Source organism: Gemmatimonadota bacterium (assembly GCA_009841265.1).
Lineage (GTDB): Bacteria > JAAXHH01 > JAAXHH01 > JAAXHH01 > JAAXHH01 > JAAXHH01.
In genome coordinates, this window is the sequence record VXMB01000009.1 from 717,908 (window position 1) to 741,328 (window position 23,421).

Genomic DNA, 23,421 nt, shown 5'->3' on the forward strand with positions numbered 1-23,421 from the left:
TGGCCCGTGAAAGGACGGACCGATGCGACGTACCAAAATCGTTTGCACAGTGGGTCCCTCCATCAGTTCGCCCGAGATGGTCCGCCAAATAATCGAGGCCGGCGTAGACGTCTTCCGTCTCAATTTCTCCCATGGCACCCCGGACGACCACAGGCGCAGCGTCAGCCGCATCCGGTCCGCCGCGGACGACCTCGGCAAGCCCGTCGCGATCCTCCAGGACCTGCCCGGCCCGAAGATCCGCATCGGAACGTTTCAGCACGGTGCCGTTCACCTCGGTGCGGGCGATGATTTCACCCTGACTGCGGAATCGGTGCCCGGCGACCGGACCAGGGTGTCGGTGAACTACGCAGGCCTTCCGGAGGAGGTTCAGCCGGGACAGCGCCTGCTGCTGGCCGACGGCCTGGTTGAACTGCGTATTGAGGCCGTGGCACCGCCCGAAATCCGGTGCAAGGTACTCCTCGGCGGTTCGCTCTCCGATCACAAGGGCATCACGGTACCTCGTGGTGCAACGGGTATCAACGCCTTCACGGAAAAGGACCGGGAACTGCTGCTGGAAGGGCTCGACATGGGCGTGGAAATGGCCGCGCTGTCCTTTGTCCGAAACCGGGATGACGTGTTGCGTGCACGTAAGCTGCTGGACGATCGGGGGTCGAGCCTGCCCCTGATGGCGAAGATCGAAAAACCGGAGGCCGTGGACGCCCTCGACGACATCCTCCCGGCCGTGGATGCGCTCATGGTCGCACGGGGAGACCTGGGTGTGGAAATTCCCTACGAGGATGTCCCGCTGGTGCAGAAGGACATCATCGCCAAGGCCCTGCAGGCTGCACGGCCCGTCGTCACGGCCACGCAGATGTTGCGGTCAATGGTCGAGAGCCTACGGCCCACGCGGGCGGAAGCCGCCGACGTGGCCAACGCGGTTCTAGACGGATCGGACGCGGTAATGCTCTCGGAAGAAAGCGCCACCGGCGCCTACCCGATGGAGGCCGTGCGCGCACTGGCGTCCATCGCGGAACAGGCCGAAGCCAGGTTGTTCCAGCGAACGGCCCATGGCAACCCGGAGCGGCGCGGGATGCCCGGAGTTTCGGAGGCGATCAGCCATGCGTCCTGCGTACTGGCCCTGGAAGCAGGCGCGAAGGCCATCGTCTGCTGCACGCGGTCGGGTCACACTGCCCGGGTGGCCGCACGACACCGGATCAGCGTGCCGATCATCGCCGTCAGCCCGGAAGTGGCGACCGTCCGCCGCCTCGCACTGGTCTGGGGCGTTAAACCGGTGCTGTGCGCCGAGTTCGACACGACGGACGGGATGATCCGTACGTCGCTCGACGCGGCCCGGGAGGCCGGCGGTCTCAGCCGGGGAGACCACATCGTCATCGTGGGCGGATCGCCGTCGGCGGGACCGGGTCACACGGATTTCGTCCGGGTCGCCGCCGTGCCCTAGCCGCACGGGCTGCCCGTCGTCTTTTAAGTACGTCGACTTGAAGGTTCGTCGTCCTGTAGATACAATGTATACACTACGCAGTGGAAGCGAGGATCCATGACTCCTGGCGGACTGACGCCCGTCGACTGGACCATCATCATCGGATACGCCCTGGCGACCATATCGCTGGGCTATTACTACAGCCGCAGGCAGAGCACCGTCAGGGAGTATTTCACCGGCGGGGGGCGCATGCCGCCGACGCTGATCGGCTTCTCGCTGTTCGCCACACTGCTCAGCACCATCTCCTACCTGTCCATCCCGGGCGAGGCCATCGGAAAGGGTCCCGTCTGGATGCTCAACTACCTGACGATTCCGATCATCTTCGTGGTGGTCGGCTACGGGCTGATTCCCGTTTACATGCGGACGCGCGTGACCAGCGCCTATGAACTGCTGGAGGACCGGCTCGGTCTGGGCATCCGCCTGCTGGGCGCGGTGATGTTCATCCTGCTCCGGCTGGTCTGGATGGCCCTGCTGATCTACCTGTCCGCCAAGGCCATGACCGTCATGCTGGGCGTGGGTGATGACTGGATCCCCGTAATCACCCTGGTTACCGGGCTCGTGGCGGTCATCTACACCTCGCTCGGCGGGCTGCGTGCCGTGGTGATCACCGACACGCTTCAGACCCTGCTCATGCTCGGCGGCGCCATACTGGTGATTGTCACGGTTACCCTGCATTTCGACGGATTCGGCTGGATTCCGAGCTCCTGGCAGCCCCATTGGGACGCGCAGCCAGTCTTCAGCCTGGACCCGTCCGTGCGTCTGACCGTAATCGGCTCCATGATGGCGTCCATGACGTGGGCGATCGCCACGGCCGGGGGCGACCAGACCGTGGTGCAGCGTTTCATGGCGACCACCGACGCCCGCGCGGCCAGGCGGTCCTACCTGACCCAGCAACTGGTGGGGCTCTGCATCGGGGTCACCCTGTGGGTCGCGGGTTTCGCCCTCCTCGGATTCTTCCAGGACCAACCCGGCCTGCTGCCGGCCGGCGCCGACCTGGACGGACAGGCCGACCATGTGTTCCCCCACTACATCGCCTACTACCTCCCGCCAGGGGTGTCCGGATTCGTGGTCGCCGCCATGTTCGCGGCCGCCATGTCGAGCCTGGACTCGGGCGTCAATGCGATTACGGCCGTGGTTTCGACGGATTTCATCGACCGGTTCAGAAGGTCACCGGCCACCGAGAAACAACTGACTCGTACGGCGAAAACGCTCGCCTTCGTCATCGGTGCCATTGCCGTGGGCGCCAGTTCGCTGATGGAACTGGTACCCGGCAACATCACAGCGGTGACCAACAAGACCTCGAACCTGCTTACGACGCCTATATTCGCCCTGTTCTTCTTCGCGCTTTTCGTGCCGTTCGCCCGGCCGGCCGGCGTCGTCGCGGGCGCCGTGTGCGGCGTCCTCACCGCATCGCTCATCGCCTTCTCCGGTCCGCTCTTCGGCATGTTGCCCGATGGGAACGACCCGGTCAGCTTCATGTGGATCAGTCCCGTGGCCCTGGCCGTGAACCTGGGGGTCGGCACGACGGTCAGCTGGATACTGGCGCGGAATGGGAAATCGAATCATGCAACAGGATAAGAAACTGACCCGGCTGCAGACGGCGCGCGGGATGCGCATGTGGAACGTGAACGGCATGCTCGAGTCGGTGCATTCAGCGATTACCACGGGCGTTTACACCACGGGTTACGCGCTGCATCTCGGCGCATCCAGCGCCATGATCGGTTTTATTTCCGCGTCCATTTCCATCGGCCAGTTGCTACAAGCCTTCTCGCCGCTGCTGATCGAGCGACTGCAACGGCGCAAGCCGCTGTGCCTTTCCGCCAATGCCGTCAGTTCGTCGCTCTGGCTGCCCATCGCCTTCATCCCCTTTCTCTTCTTCGAGGTATACCAGGTGCTGGCGCTCATGGGCTGCATCGCCCTTTCGAAGGCCGTAATGTCCCTGGTTTCCCCGGCCCGTCAGTCCTGGCTGACCGACCTGGTACCCGACGAGATGCGCGGCCGCTTCGTCGCCCGGCAGCGCAGTCTGACGGCGTCCGCCGGACTGATCACGTCGGTCTGCGCAGGGTTCTTCCTGAGTACGTACGCCGCGGGAGATGAGCAGGGAGGCTTCACCACCCTGTTCATCGTGGCCGTGGTCTTCTCCGGCTTCGGGGTCTGGGCCTGGTCCCGCATTCCCGAACCGCAGAAGAGCCGGGGAGAGCATGTCCCTTCGAACCAATTGCTTCGCCTGCCCTTCCGGCACGGTCCCTTTCGCAGACTGATGTTCCTGGTTTCGGGTCGGCTCCTCATCGCCCAGATCGCCGCGCCGTTTTTCACGGTCTACATGTTGCGGACGCTGGAGGTCTCTTACGCCCAGATCGCGATCTACTCGGCGATTCAGACCATCGCCACGATCATCATGAATCCCTTCTGGGGCTACCTGGCAGACAAGTACGGGTACAAGCCGGTCATGTCGCTTACCGCCGTGGGACTGGCACTGTTTCCACTGGGCTGGGGCTTCGTGACTCTGGAAAACTACTGGATCATGGTGCCGCTGGTGCAGGTCTGGGGCGGCAGCATGAGCGCGGGGTGGGGCACCGCCCGGTTCAATCTCATCGTCAAGACGGCTCCGGCGGTCAACCGCTCCGCGTTCTTGGGGTGCTACTCCGCAGTATCGAGAGGGTGCGCGGCCTGCGGCGCCGTACTGGGCGGCATTGCCGCCGATCTGTGTACCTCCATCCCCGCCGTCTCCTTCTTCGGCTACACCTTCGCGGGTCTGCAATACCTCTTTCTTGCCAACGGGGCGCTTCGCGTCGCCTACATGGGCCTGCTGACCCGCGTGACCTCCGATTCGCAGGTTTCTTCCCGGGACGTGATCAACCGAGTGCGCAAGGGGAATCCCATCGCGACCCTGTGGCACCTGGTGCGCATGGGGAAATCGAGCAATCCCTCGGTCCGGGCGCGGGCCGCCCGTGAACTGGGTGAAACGGGCAGTCACCTTGCCGTGGACGAACTTATCGCGTTGCTGGAGGACAGCGACCGCAACGTGCGCCGGGAGGCCGTGCAGTCCCTGAGCAGGATCGGCGCGGTGGAGGCCGTGAATCCGCTGCTCGAATGTGTGGGCAGCCCGTCATCGGACATCGCCGAAGAAGCCGTGGAAGCCCTGGGCGCGGTGCCTTCGTCGCTCAGTCTCAACATCCTGGTGACCCTGTTGCACGACGAACGTCCGGGCATCCGGCGAAGCGCCATTCTCGCCCTGGATCGAATCGGGGACCGCCGCGCGGAAACCGCGCTGGAAGCCCTGCTCGAGCATGAGCGGGATCCCGCGATCGTTCAGTCCGCCCTGGAGACGCTGGCCAGGATGGGCAATACCGGCATACTGGGACGGCTTCAGGACCTCATACGGAGCAGCGAAACCAGCCTTGAGCGGGGTGTCCTGGTCATGTCGGCGGGGCATCTCCTCGGCACACCGGATCTGCTGTATCGATTGCTGCAGTCCGGCGAGATGGACCAGGACCGGGCGACGGTGCGGATTTTCCGATCCGTCCGACGGCAACTGGGTGGCTGGTCGCGTGTCGAGAGAGCGGCAAGGAACCGGTTCACGGAGGCCGTCGATCGCGCCCTGAGCGCGTTCGAGCGCCAGCAGACCGGTGAGGTGCTGAAGCGGCTCGTGGAGATCGCACGGGACATCGTTGCGGAAGCGGGGACGGACCGCCCGGACCGCCCGGATCGACCGGATCGACCGGACCATGCAACCGAAGATACGGCGCCGGCGGAAGGACCAGCAGCGCGCCCGGACGATCTCGAACTGGCGTACAGGGTCCTGGCGGACCTGGAATCGGAAGGCCGGAGCAGAACCCTGCACGCCGAGGAGAGACTGCTGGCGGTGGTGGCCTTTCAGCGCATGGCGGACCTGGCCACCGACTGAAGGATCAGCCCTTTTTCGCCTTCCAGGCCTCGTATTCGGCCAGGGTCTTTTCATCGGGTGGGTAAACGCCGATGATGCTGGCTCCCTGCTGGATCTTCTGCAGGATGAAGACTTCGCGGTCCTCCTGCGCAACGGCCCTGGCCGCCACTTCTTCGGCAAGGTGGCGCGGGATCACCACGACGCCCTCCGTATCGCCCACGATGATGTCTCCTGGGAACACGGCTACGCCGCCGCAGGCGATGGGACGCTGTATATCGCTCGGGTAGTGTACGCTTTTGCTGTTGTGGGCGTTCATGGCCTTCGCATACGCGGCGAGCCCGGCTTCGACGATGGCCGGGGTATCCCGGAACGCGCCGTCGCTCACCACCCCCGCGGCGCCGCGCTGCAGAATCCGCGTGGCGAGGATGTCGCCCATGACGCCGGCCCGGGTGTCGCCCCTCGCGTCGATCACGAGCACCTCGCCCTGCCCGATGCTTTCGATACCGATCCGCTGCATGTCCGTGAGGTTGTCCACGGGCACGTGCGTGATGTCTTCCCGGCCGGGTATGTACCGGAGGGTGAAGGCGGGACCGGCCATGCGCGTGTCCGGGGCCAGGGGCGCGACGTCCTGCATGAACGTGTTATACAGGCCGAATTCCGTGAGTACGGAGGTCAGCGTGGCCGTACTCGGAATGAGCAGGGATTCGAGGGTTTCCCGCGATGGTGCTTGCTGTTCAGACATGGTTTCCCTTTCACTTGTTGGTAATGCCGGTTGGACAGGCGAAGGCCGCGACGGCCTCCACGTATCCTTCCGGCGAACCTGTGTCGTAGTGATCCCCGTTGATTTCCAGGGCGAAGTACGCCCGTTGAGTGGTCAACATGGCCTGTGCCCCGGTCAGTTGAAGTTCGCCGCCTTCCGTGGCACCGCCTCCTTCCATCCGCGCCAGGCAATCGAAGATGTCCGGTGTCATGGCGTGCAGGCCGAACCAGCAGAGGTAGGTGTCGGCCGGCATGCCCTCCACGCGCAGCCGTTCCCGCGCCAGGTCCGGTTCGGGCTTCTCCACCGCGGTGTCCAGTTCGTAGAGTCCGTTCCACCGGGGCACGGGACGGCCCGAAACCGTCCCGAACCGGCCGATTTCATCGACGGATTTGCGGATCACGCCCGAAACCGGCGCCTGCAGTTCCGCGTAGGCGTCCAGCAACTGTCGCGCGCAGCACCGGTCTTCCCCGCTGAGGTACAGGTGATCGCCGAGCATGACCAGGACTGGATCGCCACCGATCCAGGCCTTCGCGCGGAGGACCGCGTCGCCGAACCCCCGGGGACGGTCTTGCGTGATGAAGGTCAATTTCTCTGAAAGTTCGCCGGGGGATTCGGCCGCGGCGAGCAGGTCCGCTCGGTTTCCGATCGCGGATTTTAACGGACCGGGTAACCGCGAGAAGCAGGCGCGAAACATCGCCTCGTCTTCTGGCGCGATCACCAGGCCGATTTCCTCGATGCCCGCGTTGACCGCTTCCTCGATGATCAGTTGCAGCACGGGGCTCACCCGACCCTGGACGTCCACGATGGGGAACAGCGCCTTGCGCACGGCGCGGGTCGCCGGCAACATGCGGACGCCGTGCCCCGCCAGGGGGATGACCGCTTTTCGTATTGGTTTCAACCCGGTCCGACTCCTTCAAACCCGCCGTGAATGTTCAGTGGATCCTATAGACGCGGTGCCCGAATTCGAGGGCGCCAGGCGAAGTTCCGGTGAAGAGTTCGGCCTCGATCCCGGTCGCTTCGCCGTAACGTTCCAACAGACGATCCAGATGGTCCAGCATGCGGTCGTTCCCCGCGACGGCGACCGTCCCGCCTGCTCCACCGCCCGTAATCCTGGCGCCGTAAAAACCTGCTTCCACCCCCAGTTTCCTTGTTTCCCGGACGATCCAGGCCGTTTCGGCGGACCCGAGCCCGCACCGGTGCGTGTAACTCCAGTCCGAAGCGTACATCAGCCTGCCCGCCCGCTCGAGGAGTGCCGGTTGTTCAGAAGACCCCGCCCGCCGGATGCACTCGGTGAAGCCGTTCACCCTGCGGTGTTCGTACACCGGGTGTTCCACGCGGCTGCGCACCTTGTAAACAACCTCCGGATCGACGGTCGTCACGGGATCGGGCGTGGTTCCGTACCGCCGCATGAACGCCCGGCCCGTGATGCTCGATGGCAGCAGGGACCGGCAGGAATCCACATATTCGGACGTGGACAGGTTGCACAGGTATCCCAGGCGGAGATTCGCGGCGGCTCCGTTGCCGGACCGCAGATGATCCTGCAGGATCGCCAGGCCCATGAACGCGCCGATTCTGCTGTTCGTATACCTCGCGCCCTTGATCTCACGGCGGACGCCCGAGTTGATGCCGATGAAGCGTACGCCGTCCGGGATCGGTATCTGTTCCCGCACGGTATGGGGCTGGCAGAGCAGGGACAGGAGGTGGCCCCGGGTACCCATTGCGCAGGTGACCTGGTCCATGATGCCGCAGGCCGCGCCGACCACGTGGTTTTCCACCTTCTGGGAAAGGACGGCCACCGTCATCCCGTCCAGGTTGATCCCGTAGAGCAGGCTCAGTCCATGCATGGCCGCGATTTCCAGCGCGGCCGACGAGGACGCGCCGACCCGGAGCGGTATGTTGCTCCCCAGCACGATCGTAGCGCCGTGGGGGAACCGTTCCATATGCCCTTCGCCCTGCAGCACGCTGAAAGCCCCGGCAACGTAGGCCGCCCAGGCGGATTCCGGCGTGCCGGAGAAACGCCGTTTTACGGTATCATAATCCACGGTGCCCGAACCCGGCGCCAGGTCGTCGAGCGCCAGTGCAACGTCCGGAGAAAGGCCCAGTCCGTCCACGCCGGCGCTGTGCAGGACCACTTTCCGGTCGTCCCGGGCCTGAAGGCCCATCAGAACGGCACGGTCGAGGGTCATCTCGCAGACCAGCGAACCGCTGTAGTCCGCGATGCCGCCCATGCAGTCGAGACGCGCGGGCGCTCGTACGACGTAAATTGGTTTCCGTGCCGCGAAGCGCGTCCCCAGCGGTCCGAACGGGCTCTCCGGCGTACAGGCCAGGGCGTGCTCGAAGGCCTCCGCGTCGGCGGGCAGGTTTCCACGATCCGTCAGGCAATCCAGCATTTGCAGCGATCCCGCGTTTCATGCTCCAGACAAACAGGTTGGAATCGATCCGCCTTAATATATCCGACTGCCCTGGATATTCAACGAAACTTTGGCTCGGACGCCCTTCGACGGTCGTCGCCCGGGCCATGATTATATTGACAGGACCGATTTTGGCCGTGTATTTTGGTATCGCCCTGCTCACCGAAATTTCCAGATGGATGAAGCTGGCTGAATTCCGGGTGGACTGTCCTTCTCTCTTGGCCGTTTGGGAACGGTGAATGAACCTCGCTGGCGAACTGAATCCCGCTCAAGTCAAGGCCGCGTCCTATGTCGATGGGCCGTTGCTTGTGCTCGCCGGCGCCGGAAGCGGCAAGACCCGGGTGTTGACCTACCGGATCGCCTACCTCGTCGAACATCTCGGCATTGATCCCTATCACATCCTGGCCGTCACCTTTACCAACAAGGCGGCCGCCGAGATGAAGGACCGGATCGACCGGATGCTCGGGCAGGGCGACGTCCCCCAGTGGGTGGGCACCTTTCATTCCCTCTCGGCCCGGATACTGCGCCGTGAAGCGGAGACCCTGGGCTTCCGCCGCGATTTCGTGATCTACGACGGCGAAGATCAACTGGCCCTCATCCGTCGGATGATGAAGGACCTGGAGATCTCCGACAAGCGCTATTCCCCCGAGGCGGTTCGCAGCTTTATCAGCGGGGCCAAGGACCAGCTCCTATCGCCTGTAGAGTACAAGGCGCTGCACACGGATTTCTTTGAACAGCAGGTGGTTTCGCGGGTCTATGACGCATATCAGCACGCTCTGGAAGACTGCAACGCGCTGGATTTCGACGACCTCATCATGAGGCTGGCGATAGGATACGCGACGCATCCGGACCTGCTCAACCGGTACCAGGAACGGTTCCAGTACATCCTGGTGGACGAATACCAGGACACCAACCGCGCCCAGTACGAATGGATCAACCGGTTGGCGCACAAATACCGGAACCTGTGCGTGGTGGGGGACGACGACCAGTCCATCTATGCCTGGCGCGGCGCGGACATCCGAAACATTCTCGAGTTCGAAAAGGACTATCCCGAGGCCCGGGTCATCCGGCTTGAACAGAACTACCGATCCACCCAACTGATCTTGAAGGCGGGTAACGAAGTCATCCGCAACAACAAGGGCCGCAAGGGCAAGGAGCTCTGGACGGAAAATCCCGGCGGGGAGAAAATCGGCCTGGTCGAGACGATGGACGACCGGGATGAAGCCCGGTGGATATCCCGGAAGATCCAGGAGATGCGCAACGATTCCGACCGGGTGCTGAGAGATTTCACCCTCCTTTATCGAACCAACGCGCAGTCGCGTACGCTGGAGGACGAGTTACGCCGCGCCGGCCTGCCCTACGTGATCGTCGGCGGCGTCCGGTTCTTCGAACGGAAGGAAGTCAAGGACGTCCTGGCCTATCTGAAGGTCCTGGTCAACGGCCGGGATGCCATCAGCTTCCGACGCATGGTCAACACCCCCGCCAGGGGCATCGGCGCCGTCAGCCTGTCCCGCGTCGAGCAACTGGCCGTCGAGCGCGGCATGGACTACCTGGAAGCGCTGTACCATGCCGGCGAGGCGGGCATCTCGGGTAAAGCGCACCGCGCCGCCGTGGAACTCGGGGAGTTTCTGCTTCGTCTCAGGTCGCGCCTGGCAGAGATATCGGGCGCGGAGGCGGCCCGGCGTGTGCTCGAAAAGACCGGCTACCTGCGTGCACTGGAGCTGGAGGCCGCGAAAAACGTGGAGGCCGAGACCCGGGTGCAGAACGTGAACGAGTTGATGGCCGCCCTTGAAGAGGCGACCGAGCGGCCGGAGGAGGGACAGCCGGTCTCCGGGCTGGACGATTTTCTGGAGGAAGTGGCCCTGGTAACTGATATCGACCGGTGGGACGAATCCGTGGACTGCGTCACGCTCATGACCCTGCACAACGCCAAGGGCCTGGAGTTTCCCGTCGTCTTCATCACGGGCATGGAAGACGGCCTTTTCCCCATTTCGCGCGCCATGGAAAGTCCTACCGACCTGGAGGAGGAGCGGCGGCTCTGTTACGTGGGCATCACGCGCGCCCGGGAACGACTGTTCCTCACTCACGCCAATCTGCGTCGCAGGTTCGGGGGAACGCAGACCTCCCTGCGGTCCCGTTTCATCGACGAGATTCCCGACGACCTGGTTTCCCGGGAGCGTACCGGCCGGTTCTATTCGCGGTCGTCCTGGCCGCAGGAAGAAAAGGCCTCCGCCCCCCCGTTCGAAGACGATATCACGACCCCCCGGACCGTGGAGACGCCCATGGGCCGGGTGCGGATATCCCAGGGACAGGATGTCAAACACCCTATCTGGGGCAAGGGACGCATCATACAGGTCGCGGGAAGCGGGGACGACCTGCGGGCGACGATACGCTTCTCGGATACGACCAAGAAGGTGATCGTGAAATACGCCGCCCTGGAAATGATATAATGATAAATCGATGTGTTGATATATTGAATAAGCGCCGGTCGATCCGGCGCATGCGAAGGGGCGACAAACCATGACGGTAACTGTCAAAGACGTCGATCATGTCGCGGCATTAGCCCACCTGAAGTTCTCGGATGAAGAACGGGAACAGCTGGTGGATCAGTTGAATGCCATACTCGCGTACATGGAGAAGCTCAATACGCTCGACACGACGGCCGTAGGTCCGACTTCCCACGTGCTGCAGCTGAAGAACGTCTTCCGCGATGACGAAGCCGGAACGTCGCTGAGCCAGGAAGAAGCGTTGCGGAACGCACCGGCGTCCGATCGCGGCCATTTCACGGTACCCAAGGTAATCTGAAGGCGATATGGGATCCGATATCCGGAGAATCACGGGTCTCATACCGGCCCGCTACGCTTCGACGCGTTTCCCCGGCAAGGCGCTGGCGCCCTTGCGGGGCAAACCGATGATACAGCACACCTACGAGCGGTCCAGCCGGGCGCGGTGCCTCACCGATCTGTACGTCGTGACCGACGACCGGCGCATAGCGGACGCCGTCCGCGGGTTCGGCGGCGAACCCATCATGACCGCACCGGATCACCCGAGCGGTACGGACCGGCTGGCCGCGGCCGTACGGGAGATGGATACGGACGTGGTCGTCAACATCCAGGGAGACGAGCCGCTGATCACGCCTGAAGCCATCGAAACGGTGGTGCAGCCCCTGGTCGACGATCCGGACCTGCCCATGACGACCCTCGCGCACCGGATCACCAGGACGGAGGACTTGCTAAATCCCCACATGGGCAAGGTGGTCTTCGACGGACGAGGTCTGGCGCTGTACTTTTCCCGCTCGCCGCTGCCCTGGCCGGGGGAACGGCCGGACCGGGAATACCTGCGCGAACACAGGTTCTACAACACGGTGGGTCTCTATGGGTACCGGCGGTCGTTCCTGCTCACGTTCGCCGGGCTTGAACCGACACCCCTGGAGCGGGTCGAACGGCTGGAACAGTTGCGGGCCCTGGAAAACGGATACCGCATCACCGTACGACAAACCGACTACGCCCCGCTTGGTGTCGATGTGCCCGAAGACCTGGTAAAAGCGGAACGCAGGCTGGCCGCGGAGGAAGATGCGTCGTGAAAGAAGTCGTCGTGGGAGACGTGGCCATAGGCGGCGGAAGGCCGCTGGCGCTGATCGCGGGGCCTTGCGTGATCGAGAGCGAGGCCGTGGTCATGGAGACCGCGGAACGCCTGATTGCGGCCACCGGGCGCCTGGGCATCCCGCTCGTGTTCAAATCATCCTATGCGAAGGCGAACCGCTCTTCAGCAGCCTACTTCGCGGGGCCCGGGCTGCACGAGGGGTTGCGCGTACTCCGGAAAGTTCGAGCGCTCGGCGTGCCCGTGCTCTCGGACGTTCACGCGTTGCCTGAGGTAGACGAGGCCGCGGAGGTCCTGGACGTTCTGCAGCTTCCCGCGCACCTGTCCATGCAGACGGAACTCACCCTCGCCCTGGCCCGGACCGGAAAGCCCGTCAACGTGAAGAAGGGACAGTTCCTGGCGCCGGAAGACGTGGCGTCGGTCGTGTCCAAGATAGAAAGCGCGGGCAACCAGAGCATCCTCCTGACCGAACGGGGCGTCTCTTTCGGATATCACGACCTGGTCGCCGACATGCGGTCGCTGGCCATCATGCGCCGGACGGGATACCCCGTGGTATTCGATGCCACCCACGTGGTGAGGCTATACGGCCGTCCGAGCAGCGACGCGAGCGGCGGCACCCCCGAATTCATCGAACCCCTCGCCCGTGCCGCGGTGGCCGCGGGATGCGAAGCGGTATTCATCGAGACCCATCCCCGGGTTTCCGAGGCGCTGTGCGACGCCGCGAGCATGTTGCCGCTCGACCGCCTGGAACCTCTGCTGGAAAGCCTCAAGGCGATCGACGAAGTCGTGCGGCCCCACACCGTGGATTGACTTCCATGCGAGTGCACTCTTGGCCTCTCTGATCAAGCGCATGCGTAATGCCGTGATCTATCAGGCGGCGTGCGCGATTATCGGCCTGATGAATGCGTTGCCGAGGCAGCAGGCGTTGTCCGTCGGAGGGTGGATCGGCGGACTGGCGTACCTGGCCGCCCGCGGTCCCAGACGCCTTGCCCTTTCCAATCTGACGTTGGCTTACGGCGAAACGCAGTCGCTCGGGCAGATCAGGCGGCTGGGCCGGAACGTCTTCCGGGAGCTGGGACGGAATGTCGTGGATGTCGCCCGGCTGCCCCGGGTCACGGCGGAGAACGTGGACGGACTGGTCAGGGCCGATGGCCTGTCCATCCTGGAATCGGCCTATGGCGAGGGGAAGGGCGTAGTAGCGGTCAGCGCCCACCTGGGCAACTTCGAACTGATGGGCGCGTTCCTGGCGCTCAAGGGATTCGCGGTAACCGTGGTAGCGGCCCCGCTTTACGACGCCAGGCTGGACGCGCTCCTGCGGGAGAACCGGGTGAGGAGCGGACTGGAAGTGGTGCCCCGCGACCGGGCCACTAGCGCCATACTTCGCGCGCTGAGAAAGGGGCATGTGGTGGGGCTCCTTGTGGACCAGGATACCCGGGGGGCCGGCATCGCGGTGACCTTCTTCGGCCACCCGGCGCGTACTCCGACCGGACCCGCGGTGCTGGCGGATCGAACGGGCGCGCCCATCGTGCCCATGGCCATTCACCGTCTGCCGGACGACACCCATCTCGTGACGGTCCGGCCGCCGATCCGTCCCACCGGACGGACGCCGGAAGACGTGGAAACAACGACGAGGGCGTATACCGGGGAACTGGAACGGTTCATCAGGAAAGCGCCGGCGCAGTGGGTCTGGATGCATGACAGGTGGAAGGTGTCCAAGGAGGCTTGACACGGCGCGCGTGGCGAACTGACAAGGCGTTCAAGTAGGCGTGATCCAGCGTCAGCGGCCCAACTTGATCTTGCAGATACGGACGAAACCAGGTATATTCAGTCATGCCGACTACCCACGATCTGCATGTTTCGCCCCGCCTGATTCTCCATGCATTCAAAAGGCACGCCCGTTTCCGGCCGTGGCACCTGGCCATGGCAATCGTACTGTGCGCGGCCGCATGCCAACCCATCGATCCGCCGGTTCCGGAAGAAGGCGTGCAGGATGCGCTGCCGGACCAGGAAGCGTGGAACACGACTATATACCTGAGCCGGGATGGCAGGCAGGAAGCCACGATCCGGGCCGGGCACCGCGTTTATTTCACGGAAACCAACGTCACGGTCATTGATGAGGGCATCTACGTCGAGTTCTTTGAAGAAGACGGCAGCCTGGCCTCTACGCTCGAAGCGGAGTGGGGCGAAATCGACGGGCAGACCCACAACCTGCGCGTCCGGGGCGGCGTAACGGTCCACAGTACGGAACGGGGCACCCTGGAAACCGATTCCCTGACCTGGTTGAACGCGGCGAATCTCATCGTAACGGATGCCGCCGTACGATTGACCGGGGACGCGGATGTCATTGCGGGCGATGGGTTTGAGGCCGATCCGGGCATGCGCGGATATATCATTCGGCGCAACATCAAAGGCCGTTTTCTGCCGGACGCACAACCGCAATGACCCCTTCGCAGAGCAGCACTTCGACCGCCGTCACGGGGGGCACGCATCCTTGACGTTCAACGGTAATTTCGGTATATTGTATCGTGGTACAGGGTCCGTCAGATGGTTGATTACGGTCTGCTGTTTCATCGTGCTTTCCGCTGCTCAGGCAAGGGGCCAGGAGCGCCGCGAGCCGGTGCAAATCGAGGAAGCGGGCAGCTTCCGGGCTACCGGTGTCGACGAGGTTTTCGACCTGGCCGAGTCGGTCCGGCTCAAGCACGGAAACACCGTGCTGACGAGTGACCGGGTGAACTATGATCGCTTGAAAGGTATCGTACATCTTTTTGGGAACGTACGCATGATCCGCGGGACCACCACGCTCACCGCCGACGCCGCGGTGTACTATGAACAGGACCAACGGGCTATCGGAGCGGGGAAGGTGAGGCTCGACGACGCGTTGGACGGCGTGGTGCTGACGGGCAGTCGCATGGTATTCACCCAGGATCCCCATCGCGCCGTGGCGACGGGCAAGCCGAACATGACCTGGCGGCAAAACGAAAGCAGGATCAACATCGAGGGCTTTCGTCTTGAGTACTACTTCACCGAAACCAACTCCCTGCTGAAAGCGCTGGCCGAGGAATCCGTCATCGTGGTGGACGAGGGCGAAGGCGTGACTATTTATTGTGATCACGCGGAGTATTTCAAGGCAACGGATAGCGCTCGTTTCAGCGGCAATCCCCGGCTGGTCAAGCGACTGGAAGGCGATGAGGGCGAAATCGTGGCGACCGGGAAAGGCTTGGCCTACGCCTTCGAAGACCGGACCGCCGACGTGTTCGATTCGGTCAGCGTCGTGAAGGGAACGCTGGAGGGGATTTGCGATACGTTGCGCTTCGACAGCGAAGGCCAGCAGATCGATCTCCTCGGCAACCCGGTGATTCGGAGCGTCCACAGCGAGATCACCGGGGATGAGATCATCCTCGAAATGGAGGACGGCGAGGTCGCACGCGCCCTGGTTACGGGCAACGCCCGGGGTTCCTATACCGCGGCAGAGCAAGAGGGGACGAATCTGGCGGATGATATGGCGGACCGGACGGTCGGCCAGGCAGACAACCAGACCGACCAGGCGGACCAGACCGGCCAGATGGACGACCAGGCGGACCAGGCGGACCAGGCGGACCAGGCGAACCGCAGTACCATTGAAGGCCGCAGTATGGTCGTGGACTTCGAGGGCGAATCGGTCAAGATGATTACCGCGCAAGGGAACGCGGTGAGTACCTACAATCCGTCTGCGCTCGAAGGTGGCTCTACCGGCCACAACGTGGTCCGGGCGAAGGAAATCGTGATCGAACTGAATGAAGGCGAACCGGTCAAGGTGAACGCGGACGGCGGCGTGGACGGGTCCTATCTCAACCCGGAAGACGAAGACGGAAACCGTTGAATCGGAGGATCCGTGCAGTGCCTGCGAGCTGAGAACCTGGTGAAGTCCTACCAGAATCACCGCGTCGTCGACGATGTGAGCCTGCGCGTGGACCAGGGCGAGGTGGTCGGACTGCTCGGCCCGAACGGGGCGGGGAAGACCACCTCGTTCTATATGATCGTCGGCATGATCAAGCCAGGGTCGGGACGGGTGCTCATCGATGACCGCGAAACCGGGGAAAGCCGGAACATTACGCGGTGGCCGATGTACCGCAGGGCCCGTGTGGGGATTGGCTATCTGGCCCAGGAACCGTCGATCTTCCGCAGGATGACGGTGGAACAGAACCTGATGTCCATTCTCCAGACCTTGCCCATGACCCGCAAGGCCCGGCGCCGGAAGATGGAGGATCTGCTGGAGGATTTCGGCATCGCGCATCTGGCCAAGCACAAAGCCTATACCTTGTCGGGCGGCGAGCGGCGAAGAACCGAGATCAGCCGCGCCCTGGTGACCGAACCGAAGTTCATTTTGCTCGATGAGCCCTTCGCCGGCATCGATCCCATTGCCGTGGAGGACATACAGGAAGTCATCGGACGCCTGAAGGAACGAAAACTGGGCATCCTGGTCACGGATCACATGGTACGGGAAACGTTGCAGATCACGGACCGGTCCTATATCATGGCCGACGGCCGGATTTACATATCGGGTACGGCCAAGGACCTGGCTGAGGACCCCGAAGCGCGCCGTATCTACCTCGGCGAGCGGTTCCGCCTGGAGTAACCGGAAGGCACGCCCATGGAATTTCAACTTCAGCCCCAGACCAGACAGCAGTTTTCTCCCCAGTTGATGTACTCGCTCAAGTTGTTGCAGTACACCACGCTGGAACTCGAGCAGGAGATCAAGGAGAAAATCGAGGAGAATCCGTTGCTGGAACTCGAGGAAGAGGCGGGCGAGGCGGCGGATGCGGCGGGCGAGGCGGCGGATGCGGCGGGCGAGGAGCCGGATGCGGCGCGCGAGGACGATCCTGGAGACCCCGCGTCCGAACGGGACCGAATCGATTGGGACGCCTACATTCAGGACGGCATGCATAACCAGATGGATGCCCGTGAAGAGACGGAAAAAAGGGAAGATCAGCACATCCTGGAACGGGAGGGAAAGTCGGATACGACGCTCACCGAGTACCTGATCGAACAGTTGCGGCTGCTCGACCTCTCCGCCCAGGACCGCGAAATCGGCGAATACCTGATCGGAAACCTGAATGACAGCGGTCTCCTCGACGTGCCACTGCTGGACCTGGCGCTGGAATCGAGCGTGCCGTTCGACGAAGCGGAACGGGTGCTGAAGGTCGTGCAGACCCTCGAGCCTACCGGCGTCGGCGCGCGGGACCTGCGAGAGTGTCTCATGCTTCAACTGGAAGCGTTGAACTTGAGCGATACACTTGCATACCGGTTGGTATCGGAACACTGGCGCGACGTCAAGTTGCGGCGCATCGCTTCGATTCGAAAGAAGATAAGGGCGTCCGAGCAGGAAATCGGCGACGCCCTGAACGTGATCGCCGGACTCAATCCCCACCCGGGGCTGGCCGTCAGCGATTCATCCGTTATCGCCATACATCCCGACCTGATCGTCGAGAAAGTGGATGGCGAATACCTCGTCTACCTCAACGATCGCAACCTGCCCAGGGTGCGTGTCAGCCATGCCTACCAGGCCATCCTGAACCGGAACGCGCAATCCTCTGAAGAAGACCGGCATTACGTGAGACGCAAGCTGACCGAGGCGAACCACTTCGTCAACTCCATCGAACAGCGGCGGTCGACCCTGTTGAAGGTGACGAACTGCATCGTCAGGGCCCAGCGCGAGTTCCTGGATGCGGGCCTTTCCGGTCTCAAGCCGATGATTCTCCAGGAAGTGGCCGACGAGGTGGGCCTGCATGTAACGACCGTCAGCCGGGCCACGCAAGGCAAGTATGTACAGACGCCCCGGGGCATTTTCGCGTTGAGGTTCTTCTTCGATGGGCGATTGAAGAAAAAGGCGGACGAGGAGACCGGGGAAGCCGCGGCGGGCCAATTGGCGACCAAGACGGTCAAAGACCGCATCGCGCGGATCATCGAGGAGGAAGACGCGCGCGCGCCGTTGAGCGACCAGGCGATAGAGGAGATTCTCCGCACGAAGGAAGGCGTGCAGATCAAGCGGCGGACGGTGGCGAAGTACCGCGAAAACCTGGGAATACCCATTGCGCGGATGCGCAGAAGGATCTGACCCGATCAGCCATGCAGCGAATCAGCCACACGGCGAAGGGAGGCGAACGTGCAGAAATCCATGACGGCCCGACACTGCGAACTGGCAGACGCCTACAAGGAGCATGCGGACAGAGAGATCGACCGTTTGAACAGATACAGCGACAACATCCTGAGTGCGGACCTTATCGTCTCGCAGGAAAAATACCGGTACATGGTTGAACTGAACGTGCACGTCGGAGGGCACGTCCTGACCAGCAAAGAGGAGAACGCCGAAGCCTACACGGCGCTCGATCAGGCGGTCAACAAGATGGAAACCCAGTTGAAGAAACACAATGGCAAGCTGCACGATCACAGAACCCGGCGTCACTAGGTAACGGACGATGGCCACGACATCGCCCCTGAAATCGCGCGTCCTGCTGATCAAGAACCTGGTAGAGCAGGTCGACCTGAAACTGTCCCCGCTGACGGGTGAAACGGGACTGTCCAGGAAGATAACGAACGCGGAGACGAACCGTCCCGGACTCGCGCTGGCGGGATTTGTCGAGCGGTTTTCCAGCAACCGGATCCAGATCCTGGGGGAGACCGAGTTATCCTACCTGAAGAGCCTGCCCGCGGACCAGCGGCTTGCGTCGCTGGATAGGCTGTTCGACCTCGGCTTTCCCTGCATGGTGATAACTAAGGGCATGGATCCTCCACTGGAATTGGCCGAGACCGCCGAGCGGTTCGATACCGCCGTCCTGGGTACTTCACTGACGACGGATGCCTTCGCGCAGTCCCTGATCGAGTACCTGGAACCCTACTTCGCACCGATGACAACTGTGCACGGCGCCCTGGTCGACGTGTACGGCGTGGGTCTCCTGTTCACGGGACGCAGCGGAATCGGCAAAAGCGAAACGGCCCTGGACCTGGTGGAACGGGGCCACCGGCTGGTTGCGGACGACGTGGTTACCGCGTACCGGATGCGGCGCGGCGTCATCATGGGTACGAGCAACACGATCACGCAGCATTTCATGGAAATACGCGGCGTCGGCATTATCGACGTCACCAGCATGTTCGGCATACGCAGCATCCGCGTGCGCAAGCGGATAGAAGTCGTCGTAAACCTGGAGGACTGGAACAGCGACGAGGTCTACGAACGGACGGCGCTCGATGAGAAGACCACGACGTTGCTCGACGCGGAATTGCCCTATGTCCGGATTCCCATCAACCCGGGCAAAAACCTGACGGTCATTTCCGAGGTCGTCGCACTCCGGCATCTCCTTAAAGTCGTCGGGATCAACCCGGCGTCCATACTGAACCAGCGGGTGCTGGAGGTCATGAAGGAAGGCGAGAAGGTCCGGTATCGCAGGGAAGACTACGAGTAGAAGCATGTCACGCAGGTCTGAATGGATCGGGCAACGACTTGATAAGGAAAACCGTTTCCGTAAAGAACAGGAAGGGGTTGCACATGCGACCCGCCGAGCAACTGGTTCGAACGGCGTCCAGATTCAAGTCGGAAGTCACGCTGGTCAAGGACGACATTCCGGTGAATGGCAAGAGCATCCTGGGGGTCATGATGCTGGCCGCGGAGCATGGCAGTTCCATTACGGTGGAGATCGATGGACCGGACGAAACGGATGCCCTGAAGGCCATCACCGACATGTTCGACAAGGATCAGGAGCCGTAACATGAGCGAAGAGCGCCGCGTACTTCAAGGCATACCGGCATCGCCGGGCATCGCCATAGGACGCGCTTTGGTCTATAATCGCCGCTTCGCCGCCGTACACCAGCGTCCGATCCCCGCCGACGGCGTGGAGGCGGAGATTCTTCGATTCCGGACCGCCGTCGACGAGGCATTGGACGACCTGACCCGGTTACAGCGCCGCATCGCGGTTGATTTCGACCAGGACGTAGGGAAGATCTTCCGCGCGCACCAGGCCGTACTCGAAGACCCGGAAGTGGTGGATGTCACTGTCGTGCGCATCCGGCGTGAACGGATCAACGCAGAGTATATCTTCGACGATGTCATGAGAGGATGGATCGCCAGTTACTCCTCGATTGAGAATCCATACTTCCGTGAACGGACGGCCGATTTCGAAGACGTGCAATACCGGGTGCTGGCGAAACTCACCGGCAGCGCGCATATCGGGATCGAGGCCACAGACGGTGAGATCGTGCTCGTAGCCCACAGCCTGTCCCCATCGGATACCGCGGAAATAGACCGGTCTGCGGTCTGCGGCTTCATCACCGACGCCGGTGGCCAAACGTCGCATACGGCGATCGTCGCGCGAGGTCTGGCCGTGCCGGCGGTGGTCGGGACCAACATCGCTACCCAGGCCATATCGGACGGCATGATGATCATCATCGACGGCAACACCGGGATGGTCCATCTCGATCCGGATGCCGATACGATCGCGCGATACAGGGAAACGAAGTCCCAGCTATCGGTGCTGGAGCATGAACTGCAGGAACTCCACGACCTCCCGGCGGAGACGCGGGACGGAAGGCGCATCGAGCTGTCGGCCAATATCGAACTGCCGGCTGAACTGGAGGACGTCCTGAATCACGGCGCGGACGGCATCGGCCTGTACCGTACCGAGTTCCTCTACCTGGTAGGCAACGAATTGCCGTCCGAAGAAGATCAGACCCGGACGTACCAGCGCATCGCGCGGCGCATGGCGCCGAACCACGTGATCATACGGACGCTGGACCTCGGGGCGGACAAGATGCCGAAACAGATGCCGGACGAAGCGAATCCCGCACTCGGCCAGCGGGGTATCCGGCTCTGTCTTGACCGGCCGGAGATGTTCAAGGTGCAGTTGCGCGCCATACTGAGGGCCGGTGCGGAAGGCAACGTGAGTCTCATGTTCCCCATGATATCGGGATTGCAGGAGCTCAGGAGGGCGAAGGCGCTTTTTGAAGAGGCGCGGAACGAACTGCTGGAGGATGGGGTGGCTGTCGACCAGTCGATGCCGGTCGGAATCATGGTCGAAATCCCCTCGGCCGCACTGACGGCCCACGATCTGGCGAAGGAGGTGGACTTCTTCAGCATCGGCACGAACGACCTGATCCAGTACACCGTGGCGGCCGACCGGGGCAATCCGAGCATCGCCTCCCTGTACAATCCGTGCCATCCGGCCGTGCTCCGCCTTGTCGCGTCGGTGATCGACGCCGCGCACGACAACGATATCTGGGTGGGCGTGTGCGGCGCCATGGCCGCGCACCCCCTTGCGGCCTGCATACTGCTCGGTCTCGGCGTTGACGAGCTCAGCATGAGCCCCATCGATATACCCGAGATCAAGAGCCTGATCCGCTCCGCGGATTACCAGGAGCTCAAGACCATTACCCGGGAGGCGCTGGACCTGTCCACGTCGGAAGAGATCATGCGTTTCCTGAAACCCCACCAGCCGAAGACCGAGCTGGACGTATCGGACATGATGCGCATCTGACGGTCAGCCTGGTCAGCCTGGCCGGTCCGCCATCACCGAGACATCCCGGCGTGCCGGGCGCGGTCCAGGGAATAAGAGAGGCTTAAATGGGTTTATCTCAGGCGGAAACCACGCAATTCGATAGTCAGGGTTACCTGGTCAAAGGCGGGCTGCTGTCCGAAGCCGCGTTGCGGCCGTTGATCCTCGCCTTGAGTGACATCGTGGAGGAAGGCGCGCGCCGGCTGCACGGCGAGGGAAAACTGGCCAGTGCCTACGAGGAAGAGGGGTTCGAGACCCGGTTGGCGCATATTTACAAGGAGTCCGAAGAAGCCGGCGAGGCCGTCCTCGCGATGATCATGGGCCGGGGTGGTGGACAGTTCAACGGCGAGTCGATGCTGGAGTTGTTGCGGAATACGGAACTGGTAGACTGTGTTTCAGACCTGATCGGACCGGACATCGTGGGCGCCTCCGCTTATCGTATCCGACCGAAGCTGCCGGGGCATACACGGACGGAAGTGCCCTGGCACCAGGACTCCGGCTACTTCCTGCCCCACTGCGACCGGCACCTGATCGTGACCTGCTGGATCCCGCTGGTGGACACGACGGTGGAAAACGGCTGCCTGAACGTGATTCCGGGAGTTCACAAGGATGGCGTGTTCCGGCACTACACGGGCGGGCACGGCGGCTACCTGGAGATCCCCGGGGATGAATTACCGCAGAACAAGCCGATACCCCTGGTGATGAAACGGGGCGATGTCCTGTTCATGACGAATCTGACTCCCCACGCCTCCTTCGTAAACCATACCGGAATCGTTCGCTGGAGTATCGACCTGAGGTACCAGTCCATGGATGCGCCGAACAACTCGGAGGAGGACCCGTCGACCTACACGCCGGAACGGGACCCGGTCACCATGGCCTGCTATCCGAGCGAGGCCGATTTCGTGATCCGGGATTCGAGTCATCCCGATCGGGAGGTCACGACACCGGAAGCCTTCAGGGAACTGCGCGATCGCTACCACGAGGCGAAGCCCTATAACCCGGGCAGGGGCTGGACCCGTCTCAAGGACAGGAAAGAGGCATGAACCCCAGGATCACCCGGTATATGCGGGCGCCGTACAGTGCGCCAAACGGTCTGCAGGTCACCGATGAAGGCCTGTGGGTTGTCGATCAATTCACCGATCGCATCGCGCTCCTCGCCCTGGACGATCCCCACGAGTACGGGGTCAGCAGGATACTGCGCGAATTGCCGACGGAATCCTCCAACACGAGTGGGATGTCCTTCGGCGAAGGCGGGCTTTGGCTGGCCGCGAACGGCCCGGGCGAACGGTGGCGATTTACGAGGGAGACCGACGCGCCGCCCGGGACGGGCGAGATCCTCAAGGTCGACCCGCGGACCGGCGCTACCCTGCTCCGCAGGCCGCTCCCCGCACCCGGCGGCACCCACGGCCTGGACTACGATTTCGTGGAAACCGGCACGATCTGGCTGAGCACGCTTAAGGAAAAGACGCTCACGCAGGTCCGTGTCCCGGACTGGTCGGTAAAGCGGGTCATTCCGCTGCCTTACGACGCCGGCCACGGTGTCGTGAGGACCGCTGACGACGCCCTGTGGATGGTTTTCAAGGTGGACCGCGTCATCGCGAAGATGGACGTCGAGACCGGCAACGTACGCGACGAGATCCATATCGGTCCGGAATATCCGGAACCGCACGGCCTGGCGCGTTGTGGAGCCGACCTGCTTTACTGCGACGCGATGTCGGGCTGGATCACCCGGATCGAAGGCGTTTTCGACGAATAGCGCTCTGTTG

The 23,421-nt window shown here is 62.8% G+C and carries 21 protein-coding genes; 18 read left to right on the forward strand and 3 right to left on the reverse strand.

Going from position 1 to position 23,421, the window contains the following annotated elements; genetic code table 11:
- Positions 1 to 22: 22 nt before the first annotated feature.
- The 3 genes from pyk to F4X08_08015 all read left to right on the forward strand — a co-directional run bounded on the left by pyk (position 23) and on the right by F4X08_08015 (position 5,384).
- Positions 23 to 1,438, forward strand: coding sequence for a pyruvate kinase (gene pyk / locus F4X08_08005; protein ID MYD25741.1), 1,416 nt, complete (start codon positions 23 to 25; stop codon positions 1,436 to 1,438).
- Positions 1,439 to 1,534: 96 nt separating this feature from the next.
- Complete coding sequence (locus tag F4X08_08010) at positions 1,535 to 3,055, forward strand: sodium/solute symporter (protein ID MYD25742.1); 1,521 nt, start codon at positions 1,535 to 1,537, stop codon at positions 3,053 to 3,055.
- The gene (locus tag F4X08_08015) at positions 3,027 to 5,384 is read left to right on the forward strand and encodes an MFS transporter (protein MYD25743.1); all 2,358 of its coding nucleotides are present in this window, start codon (positions 3,027 to 3,029) and stop codon (positions 5,382 to 5,384) included. Before F4X08_08010 ends, F4X08_08015 begins: the two co-directional genes overlap by 29 nt.
- A gap of 4 nt (positions 5,385 to 5,388) precedes the next feature.
- Here F4X08_08015 and F4X08_08020 read toward each other — a convergent pair whose 3' ends face one another.
- The 3 genes from F4X08_08020 to F4X08_08030 are packed head-to-tail and all read right to left on the reverse strand — an operon-like array spanning position 5,389 to position 8,513.
- A complete protein-coding gene (locus F4X08_08020; protein ID MYD25744.1) occupies positions 5,389 to 6,105 on the reverse strand; it encodes a ribonuclease activity regulator RraA in 717 nt (238 codons plus the stop codon).
- A gap of 10 nt (positions 6,106 to 6,115) precedes the next feature.
- Complete coding sequence (locus F4X08_08025) at positions 6,116 to 7,021, reverse strand: hypothetical protein (protein MYD25745.1); 906 nt, start codon at positions 7,019 to 7,021, stop codon at positions 6,116 to 6,118.
- A 34-nt stretch (positions 7,022 to 7,055) separates the two neighbouring features.
- Positions 7,056 to 8,513: a GHMP kinase gene (locus tag F4X08_08030; GenBank protein ID MYD25746.1), complete on the reverse strand. Its 1,458-nt coding sequence runs from the start codon at positions 8,511 to 8,513 to the stop codon at positions 7,056 to 7,058.
- A gap of 260 nt (positions 8,514 to 8,773) precedes the next feature.
- Between F4X08_08030 and F4X08_08035 the strand changes: the two genes are divergently transcribed.
- The 15 genes from F4X08_08035 (at position 8,774) to F4X08_08105 (ending at position 23,411) form a co-directional block, all read left to right on the forward strand.
- The gene (locus tag F4X08_08035) at positions 8,774 to 10,984 is read left to right on the forward strand and encodes an AAA family ATPase (GenBank protein ID MYD25747.1); all 2,211 of its coding nucleotides are present in this window, start codon (positions 8,774 to 8,776) and stop codon (positions 10,982 to 10,984) included.
- 70 nt (positions 10,985 to 11,054) lie between these two features.
- On the forward strand, positions 11,055 to 11,339 hold the full coding sequence (gatC, locus tag F4X08_08040; GenBank protein ID MYD25748.1) for an Asp-tRNA(Asn)/Glu-tRNA(Gln) amidotransferase subunit GatC: 285 nt from the start codon (positions 11,055 to 11,057) through the stop codon (positions 11,337 to 11,339).
- A 7-nt stretch (positions 11,340 to 11,346) separates the two neighbouring features.
- Entirely contained in the window at positions 11,347 to 12,117 is a 771-nt protein-coding gene (kdsB, locus tag F4X08_08045; GenBank protein MYD25749.1) for a 3-deoxy-manno-octulosonate cytidylyltransferase, read from the forward strand.
- Positions 12,114 to 12,944, forward strand: a complete 831-nt coding sequence (kdsA, locus tag F4X08_08050; GenBank protein ID MYD25750.1) for a 3-deoxy-8-phosphooctulonate synthase — start codon at positions 12,114 to 12,116, stop codon at positions 12,942 to 12,944. The genes kdsB and kdsA overlap by 4 nt, the downstream gene beginning before the upstream one ends.
- 19 nt (positions 12,945 to 12,963) lie before the next feature.
- Positions 12,964 to 13,860 (forward strand): lysophospholipid acyltransferase family protein, encoded by an 897-nt coding sequence (locus F4X08_08055; GenBank protein MYD25751.1) that lies wholly within the window; start codon positions 12,964 to 12,966, stop codon positions 13,858 to 13,860.
- A 104-nt stretch (positions 13,861 to 13,964) separates the two neighbouring features.
- Entirely contained in the window at positions 13,965 to 14,576 is a 612-nt protein-coding gene (gene lptC / locus F4X08_08060; GenBank protein ID MYD25752.1) for an LPS export ABC transporter periplasmic protein LptC, read from the forward strand.
- Positions 14,473 to 15,993 (forward strand): hypothetical protein, encoded by a 1,521-nt coding sequence (locus tag F4X08_08065; protein ID MYD25753.1) that lies wholly within the window; start codon positions 14,473 to 14,475, stop codon positions 15,991 to 15,993. The genes lptC and F4X08_08065 overlap by 104 nt, the downstream gene beginning before the upstream one ends.
- A gap of 21 nt (positions 15,994 to 16,014) precedes the next feature.
- Complete coding sequence (lptB, locus tag F4X08_08070; protein ID MYD25754.1) at positions 16,015 to 16,749, forward strand: LPS export ABC transporter ATP-binding protein; 735 nt, start codon at positions 16,015 to 16,017, stop codon at positions 16,747 to 16,749.
- Between the two features lie 15 nt (positions 16,750 to 16,764).
- A complete protein-coding gene (gene rpoN / locus F4X08_08075) occupies positions 16,765 to 18,228 on the forward strand; it encodes an RNA polymerase factor sigma-54 (protein MYD25755.1) in 1,464 nt (487 codons plus the stop codon).
- A gap of 48 nt (positions 18,229 to 18,276) precedes the next feature.
- A complete protein-coding gene (gene raiA, locus F4X08_08080) occupies positions 18,277 to 18,579 on the forward strand; it encodes a ribosome-associated translation inhibitor RaiA (protein MYD25756.1) in 303 nt (100 codons plus the stop codon).
- A gap of 10 nt (positions 18,580 to 18,589) precedes the next feature.
- On the forward strand, positions 18,590 to 19,573 hold the full coding sequence (gene hprK / locus F4X08_08085; GenBank protein MYD25757.1) for an HPr(Ser) kinase/phosphatase: 984 nt from the start codon (positions 18,590 to 18,592) through the stop codon (positions 19,571 to 19,573).
- A 38-nt stretch (positions 19,574 to 19,611) separates the two neighbouring features.
- A complete protein-coding gene (locus F4X08_08090; protein MYD25758.1) occupies positions 19,612 to 19,875 on the forward strand; it encodes an HPr family phosphocarrier protein in 264 nt (87 codons plus the stop codon).
- A 1-nt stretch (position 19,876) separates the two neighbouring features.
- On the forward strand, positions 19,877 to 21,637 hold the full coding sequence (ptsP, locus tag F4X08_08095; GenBank protein MYD25759.1) for a phosphoenolpyruvate--protein phosphotransferase: 1,761 nt from the start codon (positions 19,877 to 19,879) through the stop codon (positions 21,635 to 21,637).
- Between the two features lie 86 nt (positions 21,638 to 21,723).
- On the forward strand, positions 21,724 to 22,698 hold the full coding sequence (locus F4X08_08100; GenBank protein MYD25760.1) for a phytanoyl-CoA dioxygenase family protein: 975 nt from the start codon (positions 21,724 to 21,726) through the stop codon (positions 22,696 to 22,698).
- Entirely contained in the window at positions 22,695 to 23,411 is a 717-nt protein-coding gene (locus tag F4X08_08105; protein ID MYD25761.1) for a hypothetical protein, read from the forward strand. Before F4X08_08100 ends, F4X08_08105 begins: the two co-directional genes overlap by 4 nt.
- Positions 23,412 to 23,421: the final 10 nt, after the last annotated feature.